Source organism: Streptomyces sp. NPDC048506, assembly GCF_040651315.1.
GTDB lineage: Bacteria > Actinomycetota > Actinomycetes > Streptomycetales > Streptomycetaceae > Streptomyces.
The window spans coordinates 57052-79345 of the sequence record NZ_JBEZIX010000008.1 but is presented as its reverse complement, the minus strand read 5'-3'; the positions used below and the strand labels follow the sequence as shown (position 1 = coordinate 79345).

Below are 22294 nucleotides of genomic sequence, written 5' to 3'. Positions count from 1 at the left end.
AGGAGAGATCGTGACCAGAACCGACACGTCCGGCCCCACGACCGGTGGGCCCCGCCCCGGCCGGCTGCGCGCCTCCATACGGGTGCGGGCCGGCGGACTGCCCGGCGCCTTCTGGGTGTTGTGGGGCGGGTCCCTGGTCAACCGTCTGGGCGCGATGGTCAATCCGTTCCTGAGCCTCTACCTGACCGGCGTGCGCGGCGTCCCGCTCGGCGAGACCGGGCTCGTCCTCGCCGTCGTGGGCATCGGCTCGGTCCTCTCCCAGCCGCTCGGCGGCTTCCTCGCCGACCGCTTCGGCCGGCGGGCGGCGCTGACCGGCGGGATGCTGGCGAACGGCGCGACCCTGCTCGCCCTCGGCCACGCCCGGAGCCTCACCGTCCTCGTGTCGAGCTGCTTCGTCCTCGGCATCACCCTCGACCTCTTCCGCCCCGCCGCCCAGGCCCTGGTCGCCGACGCGGTGCCCGCCGCCGACCGGACCCGCGCCTACGGCCTCCTGCTGTGGGCCGTCAACCTCGGCTTCTCGGTCGCCATGGTGCTGGGCGGCTACCTCGCCTCGCACGACTACCAGTTGCTCTTCTGGCTGGACGCGGCGGCCTGCACCTGCTTCGGGGTGCTGGTGTGGTTCGCCGTCCCGGAGACCCGCCCGGCCGCCCGGGAACGCGGCGCGGGCAGCTACCTCACCGTGCTCCGGGACCGCCCGATGGTGGCCTTCGCCGGCATCATCGTCGTCTACGCCGTCGTCTTCCAACAGGCCTTCGCCACCCTTCCGTTGGCGATGCGGAGCACCTCCGCCTCCAGCGGCGCGTACGGGATGGTCATGGGCGTCAACGGACTCGTGGTCATCGCGATGCAGCCACTGATCGGTCACCGGCTGGCCGCCTTCGACAAGAGCCGGGTGCTGGCCACCGGCTTCACCGTCGCCGCGGTGGGCAACGCGGTGGCCGCCGCCGCCTCGGCAACGGCCGTCTACGGCCTGGCGGTTGCGGTCTCCACCCTCGGCGAGATCCTGGTCTTCGCCGTCACCGCGGCCGTCGTCGCCGACCTCGCCCCCGCCCGGCTCCGTGGCCGCTACAACGGCCTGATCGGCATGGCCTGGGGAACCGGCTTCCTGATCGCGCCGGTCGTCGGCACCCGGCTCCTCGCCGTCGACCCCACCGCCCTCTGGCTGACCTGCGCCGCACTGTGCCTGGTCGCGGCCGTGAGCCAGCTGTCCCTGGCCCCGGCGCTCCGCCGCCGCACACCGGAGGGCGCACCGGAAGGAACCGCACCGTGAAGAGAGTCCTGCTGATCGAGGCCGATGTCGCCGCGGGCGAGGACCTGTCGGCCGCGGAGGCGATGCGGTCCGTCACCGTGGAGCTGGCGACGCAGTGGTGACCAAGGAAAGACGCGGACACGGACCGCAGGCCCACACAGGATACCGTCAACAACTAATTTCGTTGACGTTAATTTTCTGGACAACCGATTCCATTGCATTGTAGAGAGGAAGCCATGGAATCAGTAGACGCCACCTCAGCTTCCCCTACTTCCCCCACTCCCCCCGCTCCCCCCACTTCCCCGCAATCCCCCACTCCCCCGGCCGCCCTCACCACCCCCACCACCCCCACGGCTCCCGCCGGAGACGCCCTGCCCCGGAAGCTGCCCGAGACCGACCGCACCCGCCACCGTCGGCTGCGCGACCAGGGCAGCCTCGACCGTGCCGCACTCGATGCCGTACTCGCCGCCGGGTTCCTCTGCCACCTCGGCGTCGTCGTGGACGGCACCCCGCTGGTCGTCCCCACGGTCTACGGCGCGACCGACAGCACGCTCTACTTCCACGGCTCGGTCGCCAGCCGCAGCCTGGTCGCCTCGCCCGGGGCGAGCGTCTGCGTCACCGTGACCCATGTCGACGGACTGGTGCTGGCCCGCTCGGTGTTCGAGCACGGCGTCAACTACCGCAGCGCCATGGTGTTCGGCACGCCCCGTCTGGTCACCGACCCCGAGGAGAAGCTCGCCGGTCTGCGCCGCCTCACCGAGCAGGCCGCACCGGGCCAGTGGGACTACGCACGCCGCCCGAACCGCAAGGAGCTCGCCGCCACCGCGCTGCTCGCGCTCTCCCTCGACGAGGCCTCGGTGAAGGTCCGCACCGGACCGCCGGACGACGGCACCGGCCCCGACGCGGAGCTCGGCCTCTGGGCCGGCGTCCTCCCCCTGCACACCTCCTGGGGCCCGCTCCAACCGGACCCGCTGCTCCCCGCCGGCATCGCGGCGCCCGGCCACCTCGCCGGGCGCGACCAGCCGCCACGGGCGTCCTGATCCCGCTGCGAGGGAGAGGATTCGGCCAAGTTCCGTGCGCAGCGGAGCACCCACCACCCCGCCGGGAGTCGTCCCACACGGCATGCCCCACTGGCCGAAAGAGAGCCCCTCACTGCCCGACCACACCCAGGAGCGCATCGCACGTTGAGCCACCCATGGACAGTAGCCAGCCATTCTTCGCAAGTACCCACGGTAATTCAGGCCATGGATACCGCAGAAGAGGCATTATGACCGTGAAATCACCTGGCGGGCATACGCCAGATCACTTGCGGGGGGAAGCCATGAGACAGGACAACGACTACCGGGAACTATTGGCGCACCCAACCGAGCGAATAGGCGAGGAGGCACGAGGGCTCGTTCTTGTCGATCCGGCGGGAAAGGAATCCTTCGACTGGGAAGCCGGCGCACGCCTCAGCGTGACGCTCCCCTCGGGAACAATTCACCAGTACTTCCTCCGCGGGGAGTCGACCAACGACCTCCGCTTCCGGATCGGCGTCCTTCAGAAACCCCCCGGAAACACCACCGCCGAAGGCGAACGGGCAGGGGGGAGCGGCCAGGAGGGCACCGTGCGCAAGGTCGGCCCGCCGGCCGCCGGCACCCGGCCCGGGGCGGCGCCCGCCGCAGGGCAGACGCCCGAGGCCGGGCGGGACGCCTTGACGAACCGGGAAACGGAGATCCTGGAACATGTCGCCCGGGCGCTGAGCAATCGTCAGATCGCCAGCCTGCTCTCCATCTCCGAAGGCACGGTCAAGCGCCACCTGCGGAACATCTTCACCAAGCTCGATGCGCGCTCCCGGATGGACGCGGTGAACAAGGCGCTGTCGCAGCCGCGGCCGCACGCCTCCTGACCATCGGTTCCGCCGAGCCGAACCGACCGGACGACGGGGCGGGGCGGCCCACCGGTGCGCTCGGTGAACTCCGGCGGCCCACCGGATCGTTCGCAGCGTTCCGGCCGGGACGGAATTCCCGGCCGGAACGTTCCGACCCCGAACCCCCGGACACCTCCACGGGAATCCCGACCACGTCACCCCTTCCGCGCTTTGCATACGATGCATCCCCGTACGACCACGACAACCTACCGGGCGGTCGGAAAAACCGGGAAGGGCGCCACCGCGTATTCCCACGGGAGAACTCGTACCCGGGCCGTCGACACGACCCGGGCGAGGCATACGGAATTCCGCATTCCCGTCGTTGCTTTGTGAACATCCCGATGGCGGAATGGAGAATTCCCGGGGCGGTGCGGTGGCATCGGGAAGGCCGAAAGGGGGAACCGGACACGGACCCGGACATCCGTGCCCGTTCATCGTGCGGCCAGCGCGTCCCGGAGCGCGCGCGTCCAGTGCGCGACGGTGGAGCGGGCCAGTTCCGTGGTCGGTGCCCAGTCCTCGAAGAGGTGGAACGCGCCCGGCACGAAGTGGAGTTCCACCGCGACCTGGTGGTCGACCAACCGCCGGGCGTACGCGAGTCCGTCGTCGCGCAGCGGGTCGGCGCCGGCCACCTGGACGTAGGCGGGCGGCAACCCCGAGAGGTCCTTCGCCCGCGCGGGGACGGCGTAGGGCGGTACGTCGACGGGTCCGGCGCCCAGGTACAGCTCCCAGAGCTGCGTCACCGAGGCCGCGTTGAGCACCCGGGGGTCGTCGATCCCCGCGCGGAAGCCGCCGTCCGCCCGGTCGTCCAGCGCGGGCAGCAGCAGGTGCTGGAAGGCGATGGCGGGGCCGCCCTCGTCGCGGGCGCGCAGGGCGAGACCCGCGCTGAGGCAGGCGCCCGCCGAGTGTCCGGAGACCGCGAGGCGTTGGGGGTCCACGCCGAGCTCCGCGGCGTGGGCCGCGGTCCAGCGCAGCGCCGTCCAGGCGTCCGTGACCGCCGCCGGACAGGGGTGTTCGGGGGCAAGTCGGTAGTCGACGGCGATCACCAGGGCGCCGGTCTCGACACAGATGTGGGCGCAGTTCCGGTCGCCCGAATCCAGGTCGCCCAGCACGAATCCACCGCCGTGGAAGAAGAGCACCACCGGCAGGGGCCCCGGTGCGCCGGTCGGGCGGTAGAGCCTGAGGGGGACCGCCGGGCCGTCGGCGTCGGTGGCGACGGCGTCCTCGATGGTCAGCCGCGGGACGCTGTAAGGGGCGCGGGTGGACATCGACTTCCGCATCCCCTCCCGGGCCCGGGGGATGTTGCCGAACATGCTGCGCGCCGGTAAGGCCGCCAGCACCGGCTCGAGCTCCGGGTGAACGTCCATGGTGGTGCTCCTTCTTCCGTGCCGTGGAGGGGCGTCTCAGTGTCCCATTCCGAGGCCGCCGTCGACGGGGATCACCGCGCCGGCCACATAGGCCGCCTGCGGTCCGGCCAGCCACGTCACGGCGCCGGCCACTTCCCCGGCGGTGGCGCTGCGGCCCATGGGAATCCCCCGGACCTTCTCCCGGCGGGACTCCTCCGACAGGGCCGCGGTCATGTCCGTGTCGATCAGGCCCGGAGCCACCACGTTCGCCACGACGTTGCGCGCGCCGTACTCCCGGGTGAGGGAGCGGGCCAGGCCGACCAGACCGGCCTTGCTCGCGGCGTAGTTGGTCTGTCCGGCGCTGCCGTGCAGGCCGGCCACGGAGGACACCAGGATGATCCGCCCCTGGCGGGCCCGGAGCATCGGCGCGATGGCGCGCCGTGCGCAGCGCCAGGCCCCGGCGAGGTTGGTGTCCATCACCCGCAGGAACTGCTCCTCCTTCATCCTCATCAGCAGGCCGTCCGTGGTGATCCCGGCGTTGGCCACCAGGACGCCCACCGGGCCCAACTCCTGCTCCACCGCGGTGAATGCGGCGTCCACCGAGGCGGTGTCGGTGACGTCGCACTCCACGCCGAAGGTGCCCTCGGGGACGTCGGAGCCCCGGTGGGTGACGGCGACGCGGTCGCCCTGGGCGACGAAGGCCTCCGCGATCGCCGCGCCGATGCCGCGGTTGCCGCCGGTGACGAGCACGGTACGGGCCGGCTGTCCGGTCGAGTGGGTCATGGTGTCTATTTCCCGGGGGTTCTGGTGGTCAGCGGGTGGGTGAGAGCGCATCGGAGTCGGTGACGCTGCGGGACCAGTCGAAGTCGATGTCGTCGACGGCGTCCAGGCTCTCGACCAACTTGCGCAGCCCGGAGAAGTCCTGCACCAGACGCTTGCGTCCGCCGGCGTGCTGGATGTCGTCGAGCATCTCGTGGCCGCCGCGGATCCCCGTCTCGTCCATGATCCGGTGCCAGGCCTGGAAGTCGTTGCCGACGAACGCCTCCAGACCGGAGACCAGCGACGCGAGGAAGAAGCGCCGGTCGCCGTCGTCGAGTGCGTGGTGGACCTGCTCGGCCAGCACCGCGCTGATCGAGGCGTGGCAGTACTCGTCGCGGTTGTGGATGCGGACCGTGGCGCTGTTGACCGGCTGGATCTCCTTGTCGTCCGCTATCAGGTTCAGATACGCGTTGATGGATATCTCCGCCACGGTGGCGAAGGCGAGTGTGGTCAGCCGGCGCTGCCGTTCGTCCGCGCAGGAGGCGAGCCGGGCCTGGTGTTCCCGGACGACGAGCGGTTGGGGCAGCGCCGCGTCGGCGAACGCCTCCTTGCGCATGCGCCGGGTCACCGCGCTGGCGTTGAGGTGCATCAGGGTGTGGTACTGCTCGTCCACCATCGCCTGCGCCAGGCTGCGCTGCATCAACTCGCCGACCGGCTGCGGGAACGCGCCGTCCAGACCGAGCTGGAACGCGGGGTTGACGATCTGCCCCTCCAACAGCACCGTGGTGCGGTTGTAGGAGATCCACGCCCAGCTCAGCAGGCGGGAGCGGTCGTCGGGCGACAGCGCCCGGAACGTGGGGTGGTCCCGGAACGGGACGATCCGCTCCGGATAGTCGTCGCGCGAGAGCTCGAACAGGTCGACGAGGTTGGGCTCTTCGCGCTTCACCGCGGCCCTGCGGTGCCAGTTGCCCGCGAGCCGGGCGATGACGGCGTTCTCCGCCGGGTCGTCCGGGTCGTGTGCGGGGATCTCCGCAGGCTCGACACCGGTGGGCTCTTCGGGCTCCCGACTGCTCATCGTGATTCTCCTTGCACCTCGGACAACGGCTTCTCCGGTGCGGCGGGCACCGCCGCGGTCTGCCCCGCCGGGTCCTTCAGCCACAGGGCGACGACTCCGGCCAGCGCCGAGAGCACCGTGCAGACCAGGAACACCTCACGGAACGACCCGAGTCCCGGGCCGCCCAGCGCCGCCGTCAGCGCGGCGAAGGCTCCCGTGCCCAGGGCCGCGCCCACCTGACGGGACGTCATCGCCAGGCCCGAACCGGCCGCGAAGCGCTGCGGCGGGAGCGCACCCGCGGCCGCCGAGGACAGCGTGGTCATCACGGCGCCGATGCCCACGCCGCCGATCAGGTTGGCCGGCAACCACACCACGAAGTAGTCCGGTTGGGACCGCAGGGCCACCGCCCAGATTCCGCACTGCACGGCGACCATGAGCGTGCCGGCGACCACCACGGCCCGCTGGTGCTTCCGGGGCATCCGCCCGGCCAGCACCGACGCGGCCACCGACAGCACCGCGCCCGGTGTCAGGGCGAGTCCGGCCGAAAGGGGCGTGTAGTGCCAGATCTCGGTGGTGAACAACGGCGCTGCCAGCAGCCAGCAGTACATCGCGGCACCGAAGAGCACAAAGGTGGCGTTGGCCACCGCGAACTTGCGGGTGCGCAGCAGCGTGAGCTCCAGCGCCGGCACGCGGTGCCGCCGGGAGCGCAGGACCGCCAGCGCGAGCAGCAGGGCGCCGCCCAGGGTCGTCCCCAGGAACGCGGCGCTGCCCCAGCCCCAGTCGCTGCCCTTCGTCAGCCCCGCGACCAGGCCGCCGACGCCCAGCATGAGGGCCATCATGCCGATCAGGTCGGGGATGCCGCCGCGCTCGGTGCGCACCTTGGGCAGCACCCGCCAGGCCGTGACCAACAGGGCGGCGCCCAGCGGTACGTTCACCAGGAACACGCCGGACCAGTCGAAGCTGTGCACCAGGAATCCGCCCAACGGCGGCCCCACCGCGGCGGCCGCCGACGAGCTGGCGCCCCACAGGCCGATGGCCTTCGGCCGTTGCTGCGGCGGCCGGGAGGCCAGCAGCAGCCCGAGCGACGACGGGATCATGCCGGCCGCGAACAGCCCCTGAAGGGCGCAGAAGGCGATCAGCAGCTCGGCCGTCGGCGCGAGCGCGCACAGCAGCGAGGCGGCGGTGAACCCGGTCACCGACACCAGGAACAGGGTGCGCACACCGACGACGTCGGCCATTTTCCCGACCGGCGCCAGCGCGGCGGCGAAGACGACCGTGTATCCGCTCACGACCCAGGACAGCGAGGCCAGCGAGGAACCGGGGAAGGCCTTCGGCAGCTCGGGGAAGGCGATGTAGACCACCGAGACGCCGAGGAAGGCGATGAAGGCGGCTCCGCACGACGTGAGCAGGGTGAGCCCGGGACGTGCGTACAGCGGACGGCCGGGCGGACCTGCCGTGGCCAACCTATCGGTCATGGACGGTACAACTCCTTGTGCTACGCGGATTCGGTGTGGAACCGGCAGACGGCTCCGCCGGTCCGCATGCATTCGCTGTTTTCGTCGCGGACGTCGACGCCGAGCCCTTCGAACCAGCCGCCGCGCATGTCGAGGCAGGGGCAGTCGTAGCCCTCCAGGGAGCGCGCGGCACGCAGCATCCGCAGGGCGAAGTGCTCGGTGATGACGGTCTGGACGCCCGGTCCCCCGTCGGGATCCGGCTCCGTGTGGGAGCGCATCATCCCTTCGTTGGTCATGATCCGCGTCATCTCCTCGATCACCGCCCGCAACGCGGTGGAGGAGCACACGTCGGGCGCCCCCTCCCGACTCGCGTACCACGAGCCGACCCGTCGGCCGACGAACCGGATCGCCTCCGCGTTGATCTCGTTGGCGACCTCCTGGCCGAAGCGCTTCTTGACGCCCTGGTACCAGCGGGCGTCGTGCAGCCACCAGAACTGGCGCAGGGCCAGGGTGAGTTCGTTCTCCAGCTCGTCGATCGACGTCCTGGGCGGCTTCTCGGCCTCCTGTGCCGTCATCGGCGCTCTCCTCCCGTCACCACGTCCTCGGGGGCGACCAGCAGTGCGGACGCCGCACCGTGCACGCCCTCGTCGGTCGAGAGCTCCACCAGGAGGAGCAGTGCCCGGTCCGCCTCGCCGTCCGTGAAGAGCAGGTCGGCGTACTCCAGCGCGGCCTCCTCCGGATCACCCTCCGGGCTGAAGGAGACCACCGGCCCCCGCAACTGCCACTGGGTGGTCACATGGCCGATCACCGAGTTGGGCACGGACTGGAAGAACAGCAGGGGCTGCACCAGTCGGCCGGCGTCCACCGCCGCGGCCACCGCACGGTCGGTGGTGAAGTCGCCGAGTCGGCTGACCAGCACCACGGCCGTACGGGCGCCCTGGTCCGCCGCCGCGCTCGGATCACCGTAGTGCCCGCGCAGACAGCGGTCCGCGACCTCCGCGACCAGCGGGCTGAACGACGACACCACGAAGCCGGGAAGCTTGCGCGGGCCCGCGGCCTCATCGCTCTCGGGTCCGGGCCAGGAGGCCCGCTCCCATATCCGTGTCCCGCTCATGTCGACACCTCGCTTCGCTCGCTCATACCGCCCCCAGGACCAGAGCGGTGTTGGCGCCGCCGAAGGCGGCGTTGAGGGACACCACGGTCGTGGGCTTCAGTCTGCGCGGCGCGTCCGTCACGAGGTCGAGCCGGCAGTCCGGATCCTGGCCGGTGTAGCCGGCGTTCACCGGCAGCAGTCCCTCCTGGAGGACGAGGACCGACACCGCGAACTCCACGAGCCCGGAGGCCTCCAGCGTGTGCCCGGTCAGGGACTTGGTGGAACTCACCGGCAGCCGCGACGCATGCGCCCCGAAGGCCCGGTGGATGGCCGCGGCCTCCGCGGAGTCGTTGTACGAGGTCCCCGTGCCGTGCGCGTTGAGGTAGTCGACCTCTTCGGGGGCGCGGTCCGCCCGGGCCAGCGCGGCGGTGAGGGCGCGGGCCATGCCGTGCCCCTCGGGGTGCGGCTGGCAGACGTGGTACGCGTCCCCCGCGCGGCCCCAGCCCAGCAGTCGGGCCAGCGGCAGGGCGCCGCGGCGCTCGGCCGCGGACGCCGACTCCAGGATCACCGCCGCCATCCCGTCACCGAGCAGCAGCCCCCGGCGGCCGGCGCTGAAGGAGCGCAGGGCGCCGTCGTCGGCGAGCGCCCGCCCCGCGTCGAACAGGGCGAAGACGTCCTGGTCGACGAGGTAGCCGGCGGCCACCGCCACGCGCTCCGCACGGCCGGACGCGATCAGTGCGGCCGCGTCGGCCAGCGCGGTGCTCGCGGCCACGCACGCGTTGGTGTAGGTGCGACGGGCGTCCCGCAGCCCGGCGCGGGCCGCGAGCGCGCTGCCGGTGGCGGCGGAGTGGCAGTCCGCCTGGGCCGTGAGCGGCTGCCGCGGCCAGGACGCGTCGCTGTGCCGCGCGGCCAGCAGCGGTGTCGCAGCGGCCGTTGCGGCGTCCAGACCCGCCTGGTCGATCGCCTGCGACAGCAGGTCGCCCAGCTCGTCCAACAGCACCGGGTCGCCCGGGAGGTGGGCGGCCCGCTTGGCGCGTCTGCGACTCACGTCGAACCGGGTCACATCGGCGAAGGCCGGCTCCCCGGCCGCCAGCGCCGCGCGCAGCGCGTCGGTTCCCCGCCCGAAGGCCGTCGTCACCGCCATACCGGTGACGACGACGGCGGCGCGCTCAGTGGTGGGCCGCGGGGTGGGCATCCGGTTCACCCCCCAGGACCGCCGCGAGGACGTCGAGCACGCTGTCGAGGGTCACCATCCGCGCCAGTTGGACGTCGTCGAGATCGAGCTCCACGTCGTAGCGCTCCTCCATCGTGTGGATGACCCAGGCCAGCTCCAGCGAGTCGACGCGGTCGGGGACGTCGCCCGGCGGTCGGTCGCCGTACGACGCGAGGATCTCGACCAGTTCGTCCTTGGTCGGCGGGGCCTGAGCGGTCACGCGGTCTGTCCCGTCACCGCCGGGCCCGCGGCGCGTTCGCCGACCACTGCGACGAACTCGCCGAAGGTGAGCTTGCCGATGCTCTCCAGCTCCTCGTCGTCGAACTGGACCTGGTAGCGCTGCTCGATGTGCATCGCGACCTCGGCGAGGGACAGCGACTCCAGCTCCAGTCCGCCGTCGCCGAGGGGTGTGCTGTCGGTGACTCCGCTCGTGTCGTAGTTCAGTCCGGCCAGTGTGCTCAGGACGAACTCGCCTATGGTGTCGCTCATTGAGGTCTCCCTGTCCGCGTGATGATTCGGAATGTCTTCTGCTGTGTCAGATGCTTGTGCGCGCACATCCCCGACGGCCCCGGACGACCGCCTCCTGGTCCTCCTGGCCCACACCGCCGAGCGGCATCCGGCCGGCGCTCCACTGCTGCGCGCCGCGGCCGGCGCCGTCCTCGGCGTGCCCGCGGACGAGGTCGTGGTGGGCCGGGAGCCCTCGGGCCGTCCGGTGCTCGGCGGTGCCGCCCGTGGGCTGCACGCGAGTGTCAGTCATGTGCCGGGCCTGTCCGCCGTGGCGATCGGCTCGCGCGGCCCGGTGGGGGTGGACGTGGAACGCCTCCGTGCGCTCCCGGCCGCCGCCCTGGCCCGGCGCTGGTTCGGCGCGGGCGAGGCCGGCTGGCTGGCCGGCCGTCCCGAGGCGGAACGGCCGGTCCAGTTCCTGCGGCTGTGGACGCAGAAGGAGGCGATCGGCAAGGTGCTGGGCACCGGGCTCTCGGACGGCGGCCTGCTCCGGCCGGTGCGGCTCGGCGCGCCAGCCGGGACCGTCCTGCACCCGGTGCCCGGCGTCCCACGCTTCTACATCGCGCTGCCCCCCGCTCCCGAAGGGTTCGTGCTGGCCGTCGCGGGCGGGCCGGAGGCCGCCGGGTCCCGCCTGGAGGTGCTCATGCTGCCGCCGCCCGCAGCACGGCCGGATCGCGGCGCGGCTTGCCCGTCGCGGTCCGGGGAAACTGGGGCAGCACGTACCAGCGGCTCGGAAGCTTGAAGTCGGCGAGCCGGTCCGCCAGCTCCTGCTTGATGCGGGCCAGGGGGACCTCGGGCGCCAGCGTCACATAGGCGTCGATCGCGTCCTGGTGCAGCACGACCGCCTCGGTGACGCCGGCGAGCCCGGTCAGAGTCTCCTCGACCTCGGTGAGGTCCACCTTCAGCCCGCGGATCGACACCTGGGAGTCGAGGCGACCGAGGACCGTCACCACGCCCGTCGCGGGGTCGATCTCACCGGCGTCGAGAGTGTGCAGCCAGCCGTCCGACCAGCGCTCCTGCGGGGTGTCGCCGAGATAGGGGGACCGGGGCAGGGCGACGAGCAGTTCGCCGTTCTCGACCCGGACCCGGACGCCGGGGACGGCACGGCCGACCGCCGGGTGGTGCGTCCCGGAGAGGTCCATGGTGATCATGCCGGTCTCGGTCATGCCGTAGCACTGGCTGAGCGGTACCGCGTAGCGCTCGGTGAACGCCCGCGCGACCTTCGTCGGTGTCCGCCCGCCCGCCGTCATCATCCGTACCAGAAGGGGCAGTTGGGGCGGCCGCTCGACCGAGGCGAGCAGCGCCACCTGGGCGGGGACGCCGAGCAGCGTGGTGGCCACCGGTGCGGCGGCGACCGTGGCGAGGATGCCGCGCACCGAGGTCCGCGCCGGCAGCACCACCCGTGCCCCGGAGTGCAGGCCGTGCAGCAGACCGCCGACCAGGCCCCAGGTGTGCGAGAGCGAACCGAGAATCACCAATTGCTCGCCGGATTGCGGCATTCCGTCGAGACGGGAATACCTCTCCAATTCCGTGACGAGGTCCTCGGCCGTCCTGCCGATCACTTTTGACGGGCCCGTCGAACCGGAACTCAGCTGGATCAGGACGTGGTCCGTGCGGGCCGGCTCGCCCGTGGGGCGCGCGGTGAATTCCGGGGTCACCTGGTGGAATCCCCGCATCGCGCTCGCGGATTCTCCCGTCGAGACCAGCAGTTGCGGATTGGTGTGGGCGACCGCCCGCTCCGTCTCCGCCCCGGTCAGCCGGTGGTCCAGGAGGACGAGCTGGGCGCCGAGCCGCCACGCGGCGAGCAGCAGCGCCACATACCCGAGCGAGGGCGGCAGTTGCAGCGCGACCGTGCCGCCGGCACGCAGACCCGCGTGTTCCAGCGCCTTCTGATGCTCCATCACCTGGGTGCGGAGCGCCTGCCGGTCGATCTCCTCGTCGAGCACGAGGCAGATGTCGTGTGCGGGTCCGTGCAACAGCACGTCGTCGACCCAGTCGGTGTGCGGCGTCCCGGAGCTCGCGGTCGCACCGGATCGTCCGGCCGCCTGCCCAGTGGTCATCGATGCTCCACAATTCTCAAGAGCTGAGTATGAACGCCGGTCCCCCCGGCTCAGCCTCGGTACCGCTTCAAACTAGCTCTCGGGACAGGGACATTCAACGGCGATCGGATGTCACCAAAGAGGTATGCCGACCACACGGTCCACTGGGATAGCGTGGCCACAACCCGAGGTTGCCAGCGCCGCAGGGCCCGCACGTCAAAGGGCCGGTGCTCCCTCGTTTTCTTTCCTGATTTTCCTGCACCTTGACGCCTGCTACGCAATTCGGCGCGGATCCGATGGCCTGGGGGGAAACACCGCATGCGCACGCTGATCGTGGACAACTACGATTCGTTCACCTACAACCTGGCGCACTATGTCGCCGAGGTGACGGGCGACGAACCGACGGTCGTGCAGAACGACGACCCGGCCTGGCGGCTGAAGCACGTGACGGAGTTCGACAACGTCATCATCTCGCCCGGCCCCGGTACCCCCGAGGTCGAGACCGACCTGGGCATCTGCGCGGACATCATCCGGCACGGTGAGGTCCCGCTGCTCGGCGTCTGCCTCGGGCACGAAGCCCTGGCGCACCTCCACGGCGGACGGGTCGGTCTCGCTCCCGAGGAGCGGCACGGCCGGTCGTCCGCGGTCCACCACATGGGCCAGGGGCTGTTCGCCGGCCTGCCCTCGCCCTTCGAGGTGGTGCGCTACCACTCACTCGCCGTCTCGGCGCTGAGCGACGACCTGGAGGCCACCGCTTGGGCCTCCGACGGCGTCCTGATGGGGCTGCGCCACCGGCACCGGCCGCAGTGGGGCGTGCAGTTCCACCCCGAGTCGATCTGCACCGAGCACGGGCACGAGCTGCTCGCGAACTTCTTCCGGATGGCGGAGCGGCACACCGGCGGACCGGGCCGCACCGCCCTGCCCGTGGTGGCGGACAAGCGCCGCGCCTCCGGCCCCGGGCCGGCCGGGCAACCGTCCCGGCGGCTGCGGGTGCACAGCGAGCAACTGCCCACCCGCTGGGACCCGGAGATCGTGTTCGACGCCCTGTTCCGCGGCACCGAGCACGCCTTCTGGCTGGACAGCAGCCGGCCCGACAGCGAGCTCGGCCGGATCTCCGTGCTCGGCGACGCCGGCGGCCCGCTGGCCCGGGTCGCCCTGGCCGACGTCCAGCAGTGCACCGTCACGGTGCGCGGGTCCGACGGCACGGACGTCGTGCACCACTCCCCGTTCCTGGACTGGCTCGACCAGGACCTGCGCAGTACCGAGACCGAACTGCCGGACCTCCCCTTCGACTTCGCCCTCGGCTGGGTCGGGTACCTCGGCTACGAGCTCAAGGCCGAGTGCGGTGCGGACGCCGCACACACCTCCCCCGACCCCGACGCCGCGCTGATCTTCGCCGACCGCGCGGTGGTCTTCGACCACGCCACCGCGACGACGCACCTCCTGGCCCTCGCCCCGGCGGACGACGCGGCCCCGGCCCGTGACTGGCTGACCGAGACCGCCGGGCGGCTGGCGGCACTGGCCGGCCAGGAGGCGGAGCGGGAGCACCTGCCCGTCGGCGTCGAGATCCCCGTCGAGCTGCGGCACTCCGCCGACCACTACCGCGCGCTCATCAGCGCCTGCCACGAGGCCATCCACGTGGGCGAGTCGTACGAGGTGTGCCTCACCAACATGATCGAGGCGAAGGGCGCGGTGGACCCCTGGGCCGGCTACCGCTACCTGCGCCGGACGAGTCCGACCCCGTTCTCCGCGCTGCTGCGCTTCGACCGCCTCTCGGTCCTGAGCACCTCGCCCGAGCGCTTCCTGCGCGTCGGCCGGGACGGTCTGGCCGAGTCCAAGCCGATCAAGGGCACCCGGCCGCGCGGCGCCACCCCGGAGGAGGACCGGCTCCTCGTCGCCGACCTGCGCGCGAGCGAGAAGGACCGCGCGGAGAACCTGATGATCGTCGACCTGGTCCGCAACGACCTGGCGCGCTGCGCGGAGGCCGGCTCGGTCGAGGTGCCCAAGATCTTCGACGTGGAGAGCTACGCCTCCGTCCACCAGCTCGTGAGCACCATCCGCGCCCGGCTGCGTCCGGACCGGACCGCCGTCGACTGCGTCCGTGCCGCCTTCCCCGGCGGCTCGATGACCGGTGCCCCCAAGATCCGCACCATGCAGATCATCGACCAGCTGGAGGAGGGGCCGCGCGGCGTCTACTCCGGTGCCATCGGCTACTTCTCGCTCTCCGGGGCCGCGGACCTGAGCATCGCCATCCGCACCACCGTGATCACCGCCGACCAGGTGCGGTACGGCGTCGGCGGCGCGATCACCGCGCTGTCCGATCCGGCGGAGGAGTTCGAGGAGACCGCGGTGAAGGCGACCCCGCTGCTGGGGCTGCTCGGCACCACGTTCCCGGGCCGATTGACCAAGGACCGGGCCGCCCAGTGAACACCGCGACCGAGGCGCCGGGCCCAGCGCCCCTGCTGCTGGCCGCCGACTCGTGGCTGGTGGAGGACGGCCGGGCCCGGGAACTGACCCGGCACCGGGACCGCTTCACCTCGTCCGTGGTCGCGGCGGGGGGCCCACCTCCGGACGCCGTGCACGCCTTCTGGGAGCGGGAGCTGCGACGGGTGCCCGCTGCGGGCGACTTCTTCCCCCGGGTGGAACTCACCCAGGAGGGCACCCGCGCCCCCCGGCTGGGGCTCCGGGTGCGCCCCGCGCCCGCCCGGACCACCGAGGTGCGGGTCTGGGTCCCGGGGCGTCCGGACCCGCGCAGCGTGCCCCACCGCAAGGGCCCCGATCTGGACCTCCTGGGCGCGCTGCGCGCCGAGGCCGTCGCGGCCGGCGCGACCGAAGCCCTGCTGACCACCCCGGACGGCCAGTTGCTCGAAGGGGCGACCTCCAGCCTGCTGTGGTGGGAGGACGACACCCTGTGCACGGTGGATCCGTCCCTGCCCACCCTGCCCGGGGTGACCCGGGACTGGGCGCTGCACCGGGCGGCGGCCCTCGGCGTCCCGGTCCGGCGGCGGCGGTGCCGGCTGCCGGACCTGACGGGGCTGGAGGTGTGGTGCGTCAACGCGCTGCACGGCATCCGGCCGGTGACCGCCTGGGTGGGCGCCGACGCCCGGTACGCCCCCGGGCCGGCGCCCCGGTCCGGTCCGTGGCGGGCCGCCTGGGCCGCCGCCGCACAACCCCTCCCCCACACCCTCGATCGGGGCAACTGATGGCGACGGAGCGTCCGTCGGCGGGCCATGTCCACCCGCCGACGGAGATCTACGAGGTCAGTCGGGCGAAGATCCGCGAATTCGCCGAAGCCGTGGGCGCGGACAGCCCTGCACACGTCGACCCGGCCGCCGCGAGGGCGCTGGGCCACCCCGAGGTGATCGCCCCTGCCACGTTCCCCTTCCTGGTCGTGCACCGCGCGAGCAGCCGGGTGCTGAGCGGCCCGGAGTGGGGACTGGCGGACGCCTCCTTGGTCCACACCGCCCAACGGATCGTGCCGAGCCGGCCGGTGCGCGCCGGCGACCGGCTCGCGGTGACCCTCCATGTCGAGTCCGTCCGACGCCTGGCGGGCCGGGACGTGGTGCAGATGCGGGGCGAGGTGCGGACGGATGACGGGGAGCACGTCGTGGACACCTTCATGACGTTCACGGCCGGCGGCCCGAACGAGAGGAAGACCGGCTGATGACCGCCCGCATCGACTACGACGCCGTTCCCGAGGGCACCGCCCTCCCCCCGCTGACCGTCCCCGTCACCAGAGCCGACCTGGTCCGGTACGCCGGTGCCTCCGGCGACTTCAACCCCCTGCACTTCAGCGACCGTTCGGCACGGCAGGCGGGATTTCCCTCGGCCATCGCGCACGGCATGCTGACCATGGCTCTCGCCGGGCGGTTGGTCGCCGAGTGGAGCGGCGACCCGGCCGCGGTGTGCGACCTCGCCGTGCGCTTCGCCCGGCCGGTACCGGTCCCCGACGACGGCGTCGGGGCCCGCCTCGACATCCGTGGCACGGTGACCGCGAAGCTCGCGGACCGCAGGGTCCGGGTCGCCCTCGACGTCCTCTGCGACGGGGTGAAGGTGCTGGGTTCGGCCCAAGCGGTCGTCCAGCTCAACTGACCATCCGGCAGCCGCCGTTCACCAGGTGGCTCGCCGCCCGGACCGGGCTCCGGCACCACGCGTGCGACCGTGCCCGCTGCCGGGGCCACCCGACCGACATCCGCGCCCCCGCGCCGTCATGCCCGCGCCGGGACGCCTCACCACACCGCCGCCCTCGGGCGCCGGCGAGGAGGTTCCGGCCCCGGTGGCCCTGCCCCGAGCCGGCCGGCGCCGTCCGCCTGCCCGGGGCCGGCGCCGGACGACGTCCGCCGCGTCCGGTGCCGCTTGCGCCCACCTACCACTCACGGGAGACACCGATGGACGACACGCTTCTGGGAATACGTCGGAAACCAGCCCTGCAACAGCCGGTCTGGGAGAACCACGAACAGGTGGAGCGGGTGCGGCGGGAGCTCGCCGCGCGGCCTCCGCTGGTGGGCGAGGACCAGGTGCGCGCGCTGCGCGCCGCCTTGGCCGAGGTCGCGCTCGGCCGTGCACAGCTCGTCCAGGCCGGTGACTGCGCCGAGGATCCGGAGGAGAGCACCGCCCGGGACGTGCAGCGCAAGGCCGCCCTGTTGGATCTGCTCGCCGGCACGATGAAGATGACCGCACAGCGGCCCGTCGTCCGGGTCGGGCGGCTGGCCGGACAGTTCGCCAAGCCGCGGTCGCGGCCCACCGAAACCGTGGACGGCGTGGAACTTCCGGTCTACCGGGGCCACATGGTCAACGGCCCGGAGGCCGACGCGGTCTCCCGCCGGCCGGATCCGCTGCGGATGCTGACCGGTTACATGGCCGCCAACGAGATCATGGGACACCTGGGCTGGCGGCGGCCCGCGGCCGCGGTGCCCGAGGCCCCCGTGTGGACCAGCCACGAGGCGCTGCTCCTGGACTACGAGCTGCCGCAGATCCGGGTGTGCGAAGACGGCGGCCTGCTGCTGGCCTCCACCCACTTCCCCTGGATCGGCGAACGCACCCGCCAGGTGGACGGTGCGCACGTCGCCCTGCTCTCCGAGGTCGTCAACCCCGTCGCCTGCAAGGTGGGTCCCGGGATGGAGGTGGACGAACTGCTGGCGCTGTGCGAGGTCCTCGACCCGCACCGGGAGCCGGGCCGGCTGACCCTGATCGCCCGGATGGGCGCCGAGGCCGTCGCGGACCGGCTGCCGCAGCTGGCGAAGGCCGTCCTGCACGCCGGCCACCCCGTGATCTGGCTCAGCGACCCGATGCACGGCAACACCGTGTCCGCCCCCTGCGGCCTCAAGACGCGCTTCGTCGACACCGTCGTCCAGGAGGTGCGGGCGTTCCGGTTCGCGGTGGAGTCCGTGGGCGGTGTCGCGGGCGGGCTCCACCTGGAGGCGACCCCCGATGAGGTCACGGAGTGTGTGGCGGACCGGTCCGAGGCGGGCCGGGTCGACGAGGCGTACACGAGCCTGTGCGATCCGCGTCTGAACCCCGCACAGGCCGTCTCCGTCGTCGCGGCCTGGCAGGACTGACCCTGCCTGCGTGCCCCGCGCGCACCGCCGGACGACGCCGAGGAAGGACGGCTTCCCCCGCACGGAATCCGCTCGGCGCCGCTCCGGCGGACGCGCGTCGGCGTCCCGGAAATGTTCCGGCGGCCGGGGGCGTTGAGCACGTCATGACGCACGGTCCGACACCCCGCACCCTGTCCGACGAAGCCCTCTCCGACCTGCTCGGCGGGCAACAGTTCGGCACCCTGGCCACCGTGAAGCGCAGCGGCCACCCCCATCTGACCACCATGCTCTACAGCTGGGATCCCGAGGCCCGCGTCGTGCGGCTCTCGACGACGGCCGACCGCATCAAGGTCGCGCACATACGCCGCAACCCGCGTGCGGCGCTGCATGTGCAGGGCGGCGACGTGTGGTCGTTCGCCGTCGCCGAGGGCGCGGCCGAGGTCTCCGGGACCACGACGGCGCCGGGCGACGCGGTGGGGCGGGAGCTGCTCGCGATGATCCCGGAGGCCGCGCGGCCGGAGGACGAGGGCGCGTTCCTGGAGCAGTTGGTCGCCGAGCGCCGGGTGGTGATCCGGTTGCCGGTGGACCGGCTGTACGGAACGGCGCTCGACGTCAACGGCTAGGACTTGTCCGGGCGATCGTGTCGGCATCTGTCCGCCGGTCGAGGCTCAGGTCGCCTGTTGACCCTGCTCGGTGAGCATCTTGAGCATGGCCTGGGCTGTGTTGTTCTCGGAGTCGATTCCGTGGACCACCTCGGTGCCGTCAAAGGTGACGGGCTCGGTGTTGCGGGCGAACATGACCTGTTCGTACTCGGTCAGCGCGGCCTCGATGTCATCGGCATACGCGGCGAGGGTCTTGCCGAGTTCGGCACCGTCGAGCATGGCCAGGTTGGCGCCTTCGCCGTTCGGGGCTGCGAGGTGGGCGGCGTCACCGAGCAGGGTCACCCCCGGCACCCGGTCCCACCGGTGCTCGGCCGGCAAAGCGTGGTGAGGGCGCAGAACAGGCGTGATATCGGCGTCCGTGATCAGCGCGGTGAGCTCCGGCGCCCAGCCGTCGAACTCCCGCGCGATCCGCGCGGCCGCCGCGGAGGCATCGGTGAAATCGATGGCGGCGAACCAGTCCTGCGGCTTGGACAATGCCACGTAGGCGTGCAGGGTGTCACCGTTCTCCCGGTGCGCGAAGATCTCCTTGCCCGGCGAGGGCGCGATCATCGACCCGCCGCCAACCACCTTCGCGGAGCCGGTGTGCCGGGTGTCCGCGTCGAACAGGTAGGTCTCGACGAACGACGTGCCGACGTACTCGGGTGTGGCGTCGGAGAGCAGCGGCCGGACCCGCGACCACGCGCCGTCCGCGCCGACCAGCAGGCCGGTGAGAACGGTGCTGCCGTCGGCGAACGTCACCTCATGACGGCCCTCGCCGAGGGAACGGGTACCGCTGACCTTGTGCCCCCACCGCACGGTGTCGGCCGGGAGCGAGTCGAGCAGGATCCGTCGCAGCTCCCCGCGCTGCACCTCGGGGCGTCCGCCCGTGCCGTCGTCGGCCATCTCGTGCAGGACGGTCCCGTCCTGCTCGACGAGCCGCATCGTCTGACGGCCCTCGATGACGATGGCGTGGAACTCGTCCATCAGGCCGGCCGCCTTGAGGGCGAGCTGCCCGTTGTCGTCGTGGATGTCGAGCATCCCGCCCTGCGCGCGGGCCGTCGGGGAGGACTCGGCCTCGTAGACCGTGACCGGGATTCCGTGGACGTGCAGGACGCGGGCCAGCGTGAGTCCGCCGAGTCCGGCACCGATGATCGTGACGGAGGTGTGCATGGTGGCTCCTCGGGGTCGGGGCCGCCCAGTGATCTCCGGCGGCCGTCTCCGGAAAGGTGCCGGGCCCCGCCGACAAGCCGTCGACATCGGACCGACAGCCCCGACAGATGACCGATGCCCACCCCACCCACCACATCACCTCCCCGCGCCACCCCTCCAAGATTTTTCAGGATGGTTCGGACAGATGGGAACTCCCGTGGATGTTCCTGGCGTTGAGGAGTACAGAGCTGCTGCCGGGAACGGCCGGCAGCACGGGGGAAGCGACACGGGGGTCGCATCGTGACCGAGACCGAAATCGAGCCTGCCTGGAGAGTGACGGCCGAGGGCGCCGAGCAAGGGCAGAGGCGGAGAGCCGAGGCAGGGGGGAGACAGGAGACCTCTGCCGGGGAGAAACAGGACGCCGCGGCCGAGCTGACACCGTTCGTCGACGCGCTGCGCGTTCCGCCCATGCTGCGGCCCGGCCGTAAGGAAGCCAGGCGCGGTATCGACATCGAGCTGAAGACCACCTGGGTACGGCTGCACAGCCAGCTCCCACCGACCAAGGTATGGACGTACGAGGGCCACTTTCCGGGCCCGACCATCGAGGTGCGGCGGGGCGAGCGGTTACGTGTCGCGTGGGTCAACCGCCTCACCGGCAACCATCCGGTGACCGCGGCCGAGGCGAGCGCCGTGCCGGGGGCACCGCTCCCCCTCGACGTACCCGGCAGGAACGGTGCCACCCTCGTCGAGGGTGTGGACCGCCTGCCGGCCTGGACGGTGACGCATCTGCACGGCGCGGTGACCGGCGGCGGCAACGACGGCTGGTCGGAGAACGCCGTCGCGCACGGCGACGCGCAGCTGTCGGAGTACCCCAACGACCACCGTGCGACAGCCTGGTGGTACCACGACCACGCCATGGACATCACCCGGTGGAACGTCTTCGCGGGGCTCGCCGGGATGTACCTCATCCGGGACGAGGAGGAGGACGCTCTCCGACTTCCTTCCGGAAAGCACGAGATCCCGCTCATCATCCAGGACCGCAACCTCGACACCGACGAGGACGGCCGACTGACGGGCCGCCTGCTGCACAAAACCCTGATCGTCGCCAAGAACCAGCAGGGCAAGAACGTCACCATCCCGTTCTCCGGCCCGTACACCCTCGTCAACGGCACGATCTGGCCGTACGCGGACGTCGAAGCGCGCTGGTACCGCTTCCGCCTGCTCAACGCCGCCAACGCCCGCACCTTCACCCTCCGACTGGTCGACGACGAGACCGGGGCACCGGTCACCGGAGCGGTGTACCAGATCGGTTCGGACGGCGGACTGCTGCCGCGGCCGCTCCCGGTGGACGGCACCCTGTCGGTCGCACCGGCGGAGCGGATGGATCTGCTGATCGACTTCGGCGCGCTGGCCGGCCGTACGCTCCGGCTGGTCAACGACGCGCCAGGGGTGCGGTATCCGCAGGTGATGCAGTTCCGGGTGGGGGCGGCCAGGGCTGCCGACCCGTTCGTGCTGCCGGCCGTGCTCTCCTCGTCCTTCCGGCGGCTGACCCATGACACGGTGCCCAAGCACCAACACCGGCTGATCGCCCTCACCCCGCCCGGCCCGATCGGCAACGGTCATCCGGAGCTGTGGGAGATGCATGAGGTCGATCCCGGCGCGGCCCCGGTTCCCGGAGAGGGGATCATCCAGATCAGAGGCGCGGACGGGACGGTGCGCACCTATCAGCGCGGTGGCCGGATGTTCGACGATGCGCTGGGCTTCATGGTCCGCCACGGCGACTGGGAGCAGTGGAGCTTTCTGAACCTCGGCGGTGCCGGCACGCACCCGATGCACATCCACCTCATCGACTTCCAGGTCCTGAGCCGCGACATCTACCCGGCAGATCCGCAGAGCCCCTTCGACAAGGAACTCGGGGGCACCCGGGCGCCGCTGGAGTACGGGGGCGTGGCGCCGACAGCCCCCGGAGACCAGGGCTGGAAGGACGTCATACAGGTCCCGCCGGGCCAGATGGTGAATGTGATCGGCCAATTCCACGGTGCACGAGGCCGGTTCATGTACCACTGCCATCTGCTGGAGCACGAGGACATGGGGATGATGCGCCCCTTCGTCGTCATGCCCCGGGAGGTACTGGCGTTCCACCACCATCAGCCGGGCGCGGACCACGGTCACGATCACGGCCATCAACCGGGCGACGGTCAGGGGCACGATCACGGCACTCACTGAGACGCCATAGCCGGACCGCGGTCAGCACGAACACTGCCGGGCCGGCGATCAGACAGCTGCCGGAGAGCAGCATCTGAACGCCGGTCGGCGGCAGTTCCCCATGGTCTGGCGTGGTCCCCTTTGA

The 22294-nt window shown here is 71.9% G+C and carries 22 protein-coding genes; 11 read left to right on the top strand and 11 right to left on the bottom strand.

Features of this window, described 5'->3' with window-relative positions:
* Positions 1-10 precede the first annotated feature (10 nt).
* The 3 genes from AB0C96_RS08400 (at position 11) to AB0C96_RS08390 (ending at position 3137) form a co-directional block, all read left to right on the top strand.
* Positions 11-1270, top strand: a complete 1260-nt coding sequence (locus AB0C96_RS08400) for an MFS transporter (RefSeq protein ID WP_362914981.1) — start codon at positions 11-13, stop codon at positions 1268-1270.
* A gap of 215 nt (positions 1271-1485) precedes the next feature.
* A complete protein-coding gene (locus tag AB0C96_RS08395) occupies positions 1486-2289 on the top strand; it encodes a pyridoxamine 5'-phosphate oxidase family protein (protein WP_362914979.1) in 804 nt (267 codons plus the stop codon).
* A gap of 281 nt (positions 2290-2570) precedes the next feature.
* Positions 2571-3137, top strand: coding sequence for a LuxR C-terminal-related transcriptional regulator (locus tag AB0C96_RS08390; protein WP_362914977.1), 567 nt, complete (start codon positions 2571-2573; stop codon positions 3135-3137).
* A 452-nt stretch (positions 3138-3589) separates the two neighbouring features.
* Here AB0C96_RS08390 and AB0C96_RS08385 read toward each other — a convergent pair whose 3' ends face one another.
* From AB0C96_RS08385 to AB0C96_RS08345, 9 genes are read right to left on the bottom strand one after another with little or no spacing between them, the layout of a single operon-like run.
* Positions 3590-4522: an alpha/beta hydrolase gene (locus AB0C96_RS08385; RefSeq protein WP_362914975.1), complete on the bottom strand. Its 933-nt coding sequence runs from the start codon at positions 4520-4522 to the stop codon at positions 3590-3592.
* A 36-nt stretch (positions 4523-4558) separates the two neighbouring features.
* Positions 4559-5284: a 3-oxoacyl-ACP reductase FabG gene (gene fabG, locus AB0C96_RS08380; RefSeq protein ID WP_362914973.1), complete on the bottom strand. Its 726-nt coding sequence runs from the start codon at positions 5282-5284 to the stop codon at positions 4559-4561.
* A gap of 28 nt (positions 5285-5312) precedes the next feature.
* Positions 5313-6335: a diiron oxygenase gene (locus AB0C96_RS08375; RefSeq protein ID WP_362914971.1), complete on the bottom strand. Its 1023-nt coding sequence runs from the start codon at positions 6333-6335 to the stop codon at positions 5313-5315.
* A complete protein-coding gene (locus tag AB0C96_RS08370) occupies positions 6332-7789 on the bottom strand; it encodes a DHA2 family efflux MFS transporter permease subunit (protein WP_362914969.1) in 1458 nt (485 codons plus the stop codon). The genes AB0C96_RS08375 and AB0C96_RS08370 overlap by 4 nt, the downstream gene beginning before the upstream one ends.
* 20 nt (positions 7790-7809) lie before the next feature.
* Positions 7810-8343 (bottom strand): hypothetical protein, encoded by a 534-nt coding sequence (locus AB0C96_RS08365; protein ID WP_362914967.1) that lies wholly within the window; start codon positions 8341-8343, stop codon positions 7810-7812.
* Positions 8340-8882 carry a beta-ketoacyl synthase chain length factor gene (locus tag AB0C96_RS08360; protein ID WP_362914965.1) on the bottom strand — a complete coding sequence of 181 codons (543 nt, stop codon included), beginning with the start codon at positions 8880-8882 and terminating at the stop codon, positions 8340-8342. The genes AB0C96_RS08365 and AB0C96_RS08360 overlap by 4 nt, the downstream gene beginning before the upstream one ends.
* A 22-nt stretch (positions 8883-8904) precedes the next feature.
* A complete protein-coding gene (locus tag AB0C96_RS08355; RefSeq protein WP_362914963.1) occupies positions 8905-10056 on the bottom strand; it encodes a beta-ketoacyl synthase N-terminal-like domain-containing protein in 1152 nt (383 codons plus the stop codon).
* Entirely contained in the window at positions 10031-10294 is a 264-nt protein-coding gene (locus AB0C96_RS08350; protein ID WP_362914961.1) for an acyl carrier protein, read from the bottom strand. Before AB0C96_RS08350 ends, AB0C96_RS08355 begins: the two co-directional genes overlap by 26 nt.
* Positions 10291-10563, bottom strand: coding sequence for an acyl carrier protein (locus AB0C96_RS08345; RefSeq protein WP_362914959.1), 273 nt, complete (start codon positions 10561-10563; stop codon positions 10291-10293). The genes AB0C96_RS08350 and AB0C96_RS08345 overlap by 4 nt, the downstream gene beginning before the upstream one ends.
* 43 nt (positions 10564-10606) lie before the next feature.
* Here AB0C96_RS08345 and AB0C96_RS08340 point away from each other — a divergent pair, with 43 nt between their 5' ends.
* The gene (locus tag AB0C96_RS08340; protein WP_362914957.1) at positions 10607-11320 is read left to right on the top strand and encodes a 4'-phosphopantetheinyl transferase superfamily protein; all 714 of its coding nucleotides are present in this window, start codon (positions 10607-10609) and stop codon (positions 11318-11320) included.
* Here AB0C96_RS08340 and AB0C96_RS08335 read toward each other — a convergent pair.
* Positions 11220-12638 carry a long-chain fatty acid--CoA ligase gene (locus AB0C96_RS08335; protein WP_362914956.1) on the bottom strand — a complete coding sequence of 473 codons (1419 nt, stop codon included), beginning with the start codon at positions 12636-12638 and terminating at the stop codon, positions 11220-11222. The genes AB0C96_RS08340 and AB0C96_RS08335 overlap by 101 nt on opposite strands.
* A 297-nt stretch (positions 12639-12935) precedes the next feature.
* Here AB0C96_RS08335 and pabB point away from each other — a divergent pair, with 297 nt between their 5' ends.
* From pabB to AB0C96_RS08305, 6 genes are all read left to right on the top strand, one after another.
* Entirely contained in the window at positions 12936-15044 is a 2109-nt protein-coding gene (pabB, locus tag AB0C96_RS08330) for an aminodeoxychorismate synthase component I (protein ID WP_362914954.1), read from the top strand.
* Positions 15041-15820, top strand: a complete 780-nt coding sequence (locus tag AB0C96_RS08325) for an aminotransferase class IV (RefSeq protein ID WP_362914952.1) — start codon at positions 15041-15043, stop codon at positions 15818-15820. The genes pabB and AB0C96_RS08325 overlap by 4 nt, the downstream gene beginning before the upstream one ends.
* Entirely contained in the window at positions 15820-16281 is a 462-nt protein-coding gene (locus AB0C96_RS08320; RefSeq protein WP_362914950.1) for a MaoC family dehydratase N-terminal domain-containing protein, read from the top strand. Before AB0C96_RS08325 ends, AB0C96_RS08320 begins: the two co-directional genes overlap by 1 nt.
* Positions 16281-16709: a MaoC/PaaZ C-terminal domain-containing protein gene (locus AB0C96_RS08315; protein ID WP_362914949.1), complete on the top strand. Its 429-nt coding sequence runs from the start codon at positions 16281-16283 to the stop codon at positions 16707-16709. Before AB0C96_RS08320 ends, AB0C96_RS08315 begins: the two co-directional genes overlap by 1 nt.
* Positions 16710-17005: 296 nt before the next feature.
* Positions 17006-18175, top strand: coding sequence for a 3-deoxy-7-phosphoheptulonate synthase (locus tag AB0C96_RS08310; protein ID WP_362914947.1), 1170 nt, complete (start codon positions 17006-17008; stop codon positions 18173-18175).
* Between the two features lie 143 nt (positions 18176-18318).
* Positions 18319-18777 carry a TIGR03618 family F420-dependent PPOX class oxidoreductase gene (locus AB0C96_RS08305; protein ID WP_362914945.1) on the top strand — a complete coding sequence of 153 codons (459 nt, stop codon included), beginning with the start codon at positions 18319-18321 and terminating at the stop codon, positions 18775-18777.
* 45 nt (positions 18778-18822) lie between these two features.
* On the opposite strand, the gene AB0C96_RS08300 is transcribed toward AB0C96_RS08305, so the two are convergent.
* Positions 18823-19965, bottom strand: a complete 1143-nt coding sequence (locus tag AB0C96_RS08300; protein WP_362914943.1) for an NAD(P)/FAD-dependent oxidoreductase — start codon at positions 19963-19965, stop codon at positions 18823-18825.
* Between the two features lie 411 nt (positions 19966-20376).
* Between AB0C96_RS08300 and phsA the strand changes: the two genes are divergently transcribed.
* Positions 20377-22170 carry an O-aminophenol oxidase PhsA gene (gene phsA / locus AB0C96_RS08295; RefSeq protein ID WP_362915207.1) on the top strand — a complete coding sequence of 598 codons (1794 nt, stop codon included), beginning with the start codon at positions 20377-20379 and terminating at the stop codon, positions 22168-22170.
* The last annotated feature ends 124 nt before the right edge of the window (positions 22171-22294 follow it).

Bases quoted from the DNA above. Each gene is read 5' to 3' on its own strand.
- AB0C96_RS08395 (WP_362914979.1), top strand. From the start codon at position 1,486: ATGGAATCAGTAGACGCCACCTCAGCTTCCCCTACTTCCCCCACTCCC.
- AB0C96_RS08390 (WP_362914977.1), top strand. From the start codon at position 2,571: ATGAGACAGGACAACGACTACCGGGAACTATTGGCGCACCCAACCGAG.
- AB0C96_RS08385 (WP_362914975.1), bottom strand. From the start codon at position 4,522: ATGGACGTTCACCCGGAGCTCGAGCCGGTGCTGGCGGCCTTACCGGCG.
- fabG (WP_362914973.1), bottom strand. From the start codon at position 5,284: ATGACCCACTCGACCGGACAGCCGGCCCGTACCGTGCTCGTCACCGGC.
- AB0C96_RS08375 (WP_362914971.1), bottom strand. From the start codon at position 6,335: ATGAGCAGTCGGGAGCCCGAAGAGCCCACCGGTGTCGAGCCTGCGGAG.
- AB0C96_RS08370 (WP_362914969.1), bottom strand. From the start codon at position 7,789: ATGACCGATAGGTTGGCCACGGCAGGTCCGCCCGGCCGTCCGCTGTAC.
- AB0C96_RS08365 (WP_362914967.1), bottom strand. From the start codon at position 8,343: ATGACGGCACAGGAGGCCGAGAAGCCGCCCAGGACGTCGATCGACGAG.
- AB0C96_RS08360 (WP_362914965.1), bottom strand. From the start codon at position 8,882: ATGAGCGGGACACGGATATGGGAGCGGGCCTCCTGGCCCGGACCCGAG.
- AB0C96_RS08355 (WP_362914963.1), bottom strand. From the start codon at position 10,056: ATGCCCACCCCGCGGCCCACCACTGAGCGCGCCGCCGTCGTCGTCACC.
- AB0C96_RS08345 (WP_362914959.1), bottom strand. From the start codon at position 10,563: ATGAGCGACACCATAGGCGAGTTCGTCCTGAGCACACTGGCCGGACTG.
- AB0C96_RS08335 (WP_362914956.1), bottom strand. From the start codon at position 12,638: ATGACCACTGGGCAGGCGGCCGGACGATCCGGTGCGACCGCGAGCTCC.
- pabB (WP_362914954.1), top strand. From the start codon at position 12,936: ATGCGCACGCTGATCGTGGACAACTACGATTCGTTCACCTACAACCTG.
- AB0C96_RS08320 (WP_362914950.1), top strand. From the start codon at position 15,820: ATGGCGACGGAGCGTCCGTCGGCGGGCCATGTCCACCCGCCGACGGAG.
- AB0C96_RS08315 (WP_362914949.1), top strand. From the start codon at position 16,281: ATGACCGCCCGCATCGACTACGACGCCGTTCCCGAGGGCACCGCCCTC.
- AB0C96_RS08310 (WP_362914947.1), top strand. From the start codon at position 17,006: ATGGACGACACGCTTCTGGGAATACGTCGGAAACCAGCCCTGCAACAG.
- AB0C96_RS08305 (WP_362914945.1), top strand. From the start codon at position 18,319: ATGACGCACGGTCCGACACCCCGCACCCTGTCCGACGAAGCCCTCTCC.
- AB0C96_RS08300 (WP_362914943.1), bottom strand. From the start codon at position 19,965: ATGCACACCTCCGTCACGATCATCGGTGCCGGACTCGGCGGACTCACG.